The 6,249-nt window shown below is 58.5% G+C and carries 6 protein-coding genes; 5 read left to right on the forward strand and 1 reads right to left on the reverse strand.

Going from position 1 to position 6,249, the window contains the following annotated elements:
• Positions 1 to 40: 40 nt before the first annotated feature.
• The 5 genes from AKL25_RS20605 (at position 41) to AKL25_RS20625 (ending at position 5,725) form a co-directional block, all read left to right on the forward strand.
• On the forward strand, positions 41 to 1,576 hold the full coding sequence (locus AKL25_RS20605; RefSeq protein WP_050479594.1) for a UxaA family hydrolase: 1,536 nt from the start codon (positions 41 to 43) through the stop codon (positions 1,574 to 1,576).
• A gap of 196 nt (positions 1,577 to 1,772) precedes the next feature.
• Positions 1,773 to 2,945, forward strand: coding sequence for a fumarylacetoacetate hydrolase family protein (locus AKL25_RS20610; protein ID WP_050479584.1), 1,173 nt, complete (start codon positions 1,773 to 1,775; stop codon positions 2,943 to 2,945).
• A gap of 10 nt (positions 2,946 to 2,955) precedes the next feature.
• Entirely contained in the window at positions 2,956 to 3,720 is a 765-nt protein-coding gene (locus tag AKL25_RS20615) for an SDR family oxidoreductase (RefSeq protein ID WP_050479585.1), read from the forward strand.
• A gap of 256 nt (positions 3,721 to 3,976) precedes the next feature.
• On the forward strand, positions 3,977 to 4,870 hold the full coding sequence (locus tag AKL25_RS20620; RefSeq protein WP_050479586.1) for an SMP-30/gluconolactonase/LRE family protein: 894 nt from the start codon (positions 3,977 to 3,979) through the stop codon (positions 4,868 to 4,870).
• A 306-nt stretch (positions 4,871 to 5,176) separates the two neighbouring features.
• The gene (locus AKL25_RS20625; RefSeq protein WP_050479587.1) at positions 5,177 to 5,725 is read left to right on the forward strand and encodes an acyloxyacyl hydrolase; all 549 of its coding nucleotides are present in this window, start codon (positions 5,177 to 5,179) and stop codon (positions 5,723 to 5,725) included.
• A 307-nt stretch (positions 5,726 to 6,032) separates the two neighbouring features.
• On the opposite strand, the gene AKL25_RS24560 is transcribed toward AKL25_RS20625, so the two are convergent.
• Positions 6,033 to 6,249, reverse strand: a 217-nt coding sequence (locus AKL25_RS24560; protein WP_205627284.1) for a hypothetical protein, incomplete at its 5' end; no start/stop codon positions are given.

Raw genomic sequence — 6,249 nt, forward strand, 5'->3', positions numbered from 1 at the left:
GCATGACATTCTCTAGTTGTCGATACTTATCGAGATCATCATGAAACCAATTTCTCCCGTCATCCGATTGAACCCTGTCGATGATGTTGTCATTGCGCGCCGCCAGCTGATCACCGGCACCATTCTCGAAGAAGAGAACGGTCTCCGGGTTGCGGCCCTGATCCCTGCCGGTCACAAGATGGCGACACGCGCCATCGCCGCCGGCCAGCCGATCAAGCGCTATGGACAAATCATCGGCACCGCCAGCCAAGCCATCGAGCCAGGTCAGCACGTGCACACGCACAATCTGGCCATGGCGGAGTTTTCGCGCGAACACTCCTTCGGTGCCGATTTCAAGCCGGTCGATTACGTCGACACACCGGTCACCTTCATGGGCATCAAGCGCCCGGACGGCCGCGTCGCCACGCGCAATTACATCGGCGTGCTGACTTCGGTGAACTGCTCGGCCACTGCCGCGCGCGCGATTGCAGACTACTTCCGCCGCGACATCCACCCGGAAGCGCTGGCGGATTTCCCCAACGTCGACGGTATCGTGGCACTGACCCACGGCCTCGGCTGCGCGGTCGATTCGGAAGGCGAACCGCTGGCGATGCTGCGCCGCACGCTGGCCGGTTACGCCAAGCATCCAAACTTCGCTGCGGTACTGATCGTCGGCCTCGGTTGCGAAACCAACCAGATTTCGGGATTGCTGGAAGCGCACAACCTGAAAGAGAACGAGTACTTCCACACCTTCACGATCCAGAGCACCGGCGGCACCGCCAAGACGGTTGCGCTCGGCATCGAGAAGATCAAGAAGATGCTGCCCAAGGCCAACGACATCAAGCGCGAACCGGTGCCGGCCAGCCATCTGACGCTGGGCCTGCAATGCGGCGGCTCGGACGGTTATTCGGGCATCACCGCCAACCCGGCGCTGGGCGCGGCAGTCGACTTGCTGGTCAAGCACGGCGGCACCGCGATCCTGTCGGAAACGCCGGAAATCTATGGCGCCGAACACTTGCTGACGCGTCGCGCAGTCTCGCCGGAAGTCGGCGAAAAACTGCTGGCGCGCATCGCGTGGTGGGAAGAATATTGCGCCAAGAACGGCGCCGAGATGAACAACAATCCATCGGCAGGCAACAAGGCCGGCGGCCTGACAACTATTCTGGAAAAATCCCTGGGCGCGGTCGCCAAGGGCGGCACGTCGAATCTGGTGGACGTCTACAAGTATGCAGAGACGGTGACGGCCAAGGGCTTTGTCTTCATGGATACCCCGGGCTACGATCCTATCTCTGCAACCGGGCAAGTCGCCGGCGGCGCCAACATGATCTGCTTCACCACCGGTCGCGGCTCTGCCTATGGCTGCGCGCCGTCGCCGTCGCTGAAGCTGGCGACCAACACGGCGCTGTGGCAGCGCCAGGAAGAAGACATGGACATCAACTGCGGCGAGATCGCCGACGGCATGGCCACGCCGCAGGATATCGGCGCGAAGTTCTTCCAGATGATTCTCGATACGGCGTCCGGCAAAAAGACCAAGAGCGAATTGCACGGCTACGGGCAGGATGAATTCGTGCCCTGGCATATCGGCGTCTATACCTGACGGCCTGATCGTTTTTTCTCCTTGCCGTCGCCGGCGTTTGTTTTTGCCGGCGGCGGTTTTTACCTTCGGGGTGTTGCGACATGTTTCAGAGAATTTTCATGAAGTTTTCTCGGAAACATTTCTCAGCATCTCATCCGGGCAGCATCACATTCTTCCCGGTGTTTCATTCTTCGACTGACCTTCATCTGGAGCAGGCATGGCACAAGCATTCACGATTCAGGCGCATCTGCCTGAAGATCATCAACAAGCAACCCTGATCGGCCGCATCTGGCAACCGAACGTCGGACCGGTACTGGTCAAGGTGCAGGCCGACGGCGTGTACGACCTGAGCGCCGTCGCGGCGACATCGAGCCAGTTGCTGGAACTGGACAACCCTGCCGCAGCGGTCGCGCAAGCCAAGGCACCGCGCCTGGCTGCACTGGAAGAGTTGCTGGCCAACGCCGATGCCGGCACGCGCGATACTTCGCGTCCGTGGCTGCTGGCGCCGATTGACCTGCAGGCGGTCAAAGCCAGCGGCGTGACCTTCGTCGCCAGCATGCTGGAGCGCGTGATCGAAGAACAGGCGCGCGGCGACGCCGGCAAGGCGGAGTCGGTACGCAAGGCGATCACCGCTGTCATCGGCGACAATCTGTCGAGCGTGGTGCCGGGTTCCGAAGGCGCCGCCAAGCTCAAGGAAGTGCTGCTGGAACAAGGTGTCTGGTCGCAATACCTGGAAGTCGGCATCGGACCCGACGCCGAAATCTTCACCAAGGCGCAGCCGCTGTCTTCGGTCGGTCTCGGGGATGAAGTCGGCATCCATCCGAAATCGGTCTGGAACAATCCTGAGCCGGAAATCGTCCTGGTCGTCAACAGCCGCGGCGAGACGGTCGGCGCCACGCTGGGCAACGACGTCAACCTGCGCGATTTCGAAGGCCGCAGCGCCCTGCTGCTGGGCAAAGCCAAGGACAACAACGCCTCGTGCGCAGTCGGGCCTTTCATTCGTCTGTTCGATGCAAACTTTTCAATTGACGATGTACGGCGCGCCGAACTTACAATGCGGGTAGACGGTACGGAAGGCTTCACGCTCAAAGGCAGCAGCTCGATGGCCATGATCAGCCGCGATCCGCTGAATCTGGTGGAACATGCGATCGGCCCGAATCACCAGTACCCTGACGGCCTGGTGCTGTTCCTCGGCACGATGTTTGCGCCGACGCAGGATCGTTTCGGTCCGGGCCAGGGCTTCACGCATCAGGTCGCCGATGTCGTGACGATCGCGACGCCGAAACTGGGCGCGCTGGTGAACAAGGTCAACTTTACCGACAAGGTCGCGCCGTGGACATTTGGACTGACGGCGCTGATCAAGAATCTCGCACAACGAAAACTCATTTAAAGGAAATCCCATGTCGCAATCTTCTGGACGCCTGGCCGGCAAGACCGTATTGATCACTGCTGCAGCCCAAGGCATCGGCCGCGCTTCGACCGAGCTGTTCGCCAGGGAAGGCGCGCGCGTCATCGCCACCGACATCAGCAAGCAGCATCTGGATGAGTTGGCCGGTATCGCCGGCGTGGAAACCCGCCTGCTGGACGTGACCGACGACGCCGCCATCAAGCAACTGGTGGCGGACATCGGCGCCGTCGACGTGCTGTTCAACTGCGCAGGCTACGTCGCCGCCGGCAATATCCTCGATTGCGACGACAAGGCCTGGGATTTCTCCTTCAACCTGAACGCCAAGGCGATGTTCCACACCATCCGCGCGGTGCTGCCGGGCATGCTGGCCAAGAAATCGGGCTCCATCGTCAACATCGCTTCGGCCGCATCAAGCGTCAAGGGCGTGGCAAATCGTTTCGCCTACGGCGCCAGCAAGGCGGCTGTGGTCGGTCTGACCAAATCGGTTGCGGCGGATTTCGTCGCCCAGGGCGTGCGTTGCAATGCCATCTGCCCGGGCACCATCGAATCGCCATCGCTGAATCAACGCATCACCACGCAAGCCAAGGAAAGCGGCAAGAGCGAAGCGGAAGTACGCCAGGCGTTTGTGGCGCGCCAACCAATGGGCCGCATCGGCAAGGCAGAGGAAGTGGCGCTGCTGGCGCTGTTCCTGGCTTCGGAAGAATCTGCATTCACCACTGGCGCGATTCACATGATTGACGGCGGCTGGTCCAACTGATCTTCGCGGCGAACCACCTTTACTGCGATGTAGTTTGCTACATCGCTGCGCTGTTTGAGTAAGTGCTTGTCCGGTGTTTTTTGTCGCACATTTTCCTGCGGCCTCTCCGATCGCGATATCGGCGGAGGCCGCAGTGCTTTGGATGTCGTCGACGTATTGTGTCTTGCGTTTTTTCTTTCTCTTTTCATGCTGTTGACGTTGTACCGTTTCCGGCTCAGTGGGCATAATGCTGTTTCTTCTTACGGAATAGCCGCCCATGTCTCCAACTGAAATCCAGGTCGCCTTCGAATCTCCCATGCAACTCGGTGAATGCCCGTTGTGGCACGCCGGCGAAAGCGCTTTGTATTGGATCGACATTCCCGGCAAAGCCGTACATCGTTTGCACATCGCCAGCCATGCTCATCGCTCGTGGCCAATGCAGGAGGAACCGGGTTGTATCGCCATGCACTCCGATGGCGGCCTGGTGGTGGCCTTGCGCAACGGCCTGTTCCGGCTCAATACGGACAGCGGTGAGATGACCCGCTTGCACGACGCGCCTTATGACGAGAGCAAGTTGCGCTTCAACGATGGCCGCTGCGATGCCATGGGACGCTTGTGGACCGGGACGATTTACGAACCGCGCGACCAGCAACTGGGCAGCTTATTTTGCTTCGAGCGCGGCGAACTGCGCGATGCGGCGCATCCGGTGACGACTTCCAACGGCGTCGCGTTCAGCACGGACAAACGCACGATGTTTCATTCGAATACGCCGGCGCATCGCATCGACGCCTACGATTTCGATCTCATCACCGGCAAGACCGGCAACAAACGTTTGTTCAAGCAATTCGACATGGACAAGAGCGCCCCAGGCTATGGAGGTCGTCCGGACGGCGCGGCGGTCGATAGCGAGAATGGCTATTGGTGCGCGATGTTTGAAGGCGGACGCGTGCTGCGACTTTCCGCAAGCGGCGACATTCTGCAGGAAATCAAGGTGCCGGCGCGTTGCCCGACGATGGTTGCATTCGGCGGAGAGGATCTGCGCACGCTCTACATCACGACCGGCAGGAACGGCCGCAGCGAAGCGGAGCTGGAGCAGTATCCACTGTCCGGTTGTGTCTTGTCTGTGCGTGTGGATGTTGCCGGCTTGCCGGAATTTGCCTATCGCAGGTAAGTAATGAGGAGTGCCGGCGTCGCTGATTTTTGGATCCGCCAGCACTCCGGCTTTGCAGCGTCAAGTTTGTGCCGGTTCGCCAGACGCAGAATGCATTGCCTGTTTGCCAATGAAATGACCGCGTTCTGCGACACCGCCAGCAAAGCTGTTCAATTTCAGCGACAATCACGCTCACGCTTGTTCAAGACTTGCTTTCTTTTCTAGTTGTTATGAGAAAATACATGCAAGTGTTTGTGGATCATATCCCTACTCAGCACAACTGATTCTATTTCGATATTCAACAATATTTACTCTAGCGAAAATTCCATGTCGATGAAAAAATTTGCCCTCAAACTCACTGTTGCCGCCATCGCTCTGATCGGTCTGCAAACTGCCAGCTACGCTGTTGATTCAGTTTCCGTCGAAGCCGGCGCCGGCTCCAAAGTCCAGATGCTGCGTCTGGGCGCACAATGGGATTGGAAAAACACAGCCTGGTGGCAATCCAACGGCACCCACATCGGCGGCTACTGGGATCTGACCGTCGCTGAGTGGCATGAAAAGCGTTACAACAACACCGACAGCAGCAAGAACTTCACGGACATCGGCTTTACCCCGGTCTTCCGCTTTCAGCGCGATGACAAGAAGGGTTTCTACGGCGAAGCCGGTATCGGTGTTCACCTGTTCTCTTCGCTGTACAACAACGACACCAAGAAGCTGTCGACCGCATTCCAATTCGGCGACCACCTCGGCACTGGCTACGTGTTTGCCAACGGCCTGGATATCGGCCTGAAACTGCAACACTTCTCGAACGGCGGCATCAAGCAGCCAAACGGCGGCGTGAACTTTGCGATGCTGAAGGCGGCTTACAAGTTCTAATTGCTTGATCAGCCGCTCCTTACGACGGTTGACGAGTTGAAAGAGCCGGTCATCGACCGGCTTTTTTTCGTCTGTATGTTTTAACGATAAAGGTTTGAGCCTGACAATCCAACTGACTTGTGTTTTGCGCCGATCTTTGTTCTGTTCTATTCGTTTGCAAGCCGCGTTCCGACGCGGCTTTTTTGTTGTCTGGACGGAGTGTGGTTGGGTTCAGGCGTGGGGTGGTCGTGAGTGGAGTCTCTGGCTGCTGGTATCGATTGGTGGCTGTTAAAGACAGCTGTGTCCCTCAGAGCGGAGCCAGAAGTCTTCAGAAGGAAGAATGGTGGTGAGATGGTGCCCTGTCACCGGCCAGGTGATGCGGGTTGATACTGGAAGAAGGAATATGCCAAGGGCGGATGTTGCCGATGCGTGCAGCTGAGGAGCTTTGAAGTGGGTGCTTGAGTATGGTCGAGCCGAGTTGTCTGTTCGATGAGTGTAAAACGAACGGGCGGCGCAAATAGCGAACAGAGAACGGCGATCGGACA

The sequence above is a fragment of the Herbaspirillum rhizosphaerae genome, from assembly GCF_001189965.1.
Classification (GTDB): domain Bacteria; phylum Pseudomonadota; class Gammaproteobacteria; order Burkholderiales; family Burkholderiaceae_D; genus Herbaspirillum; species Herbaspirillum rhizosphaerae.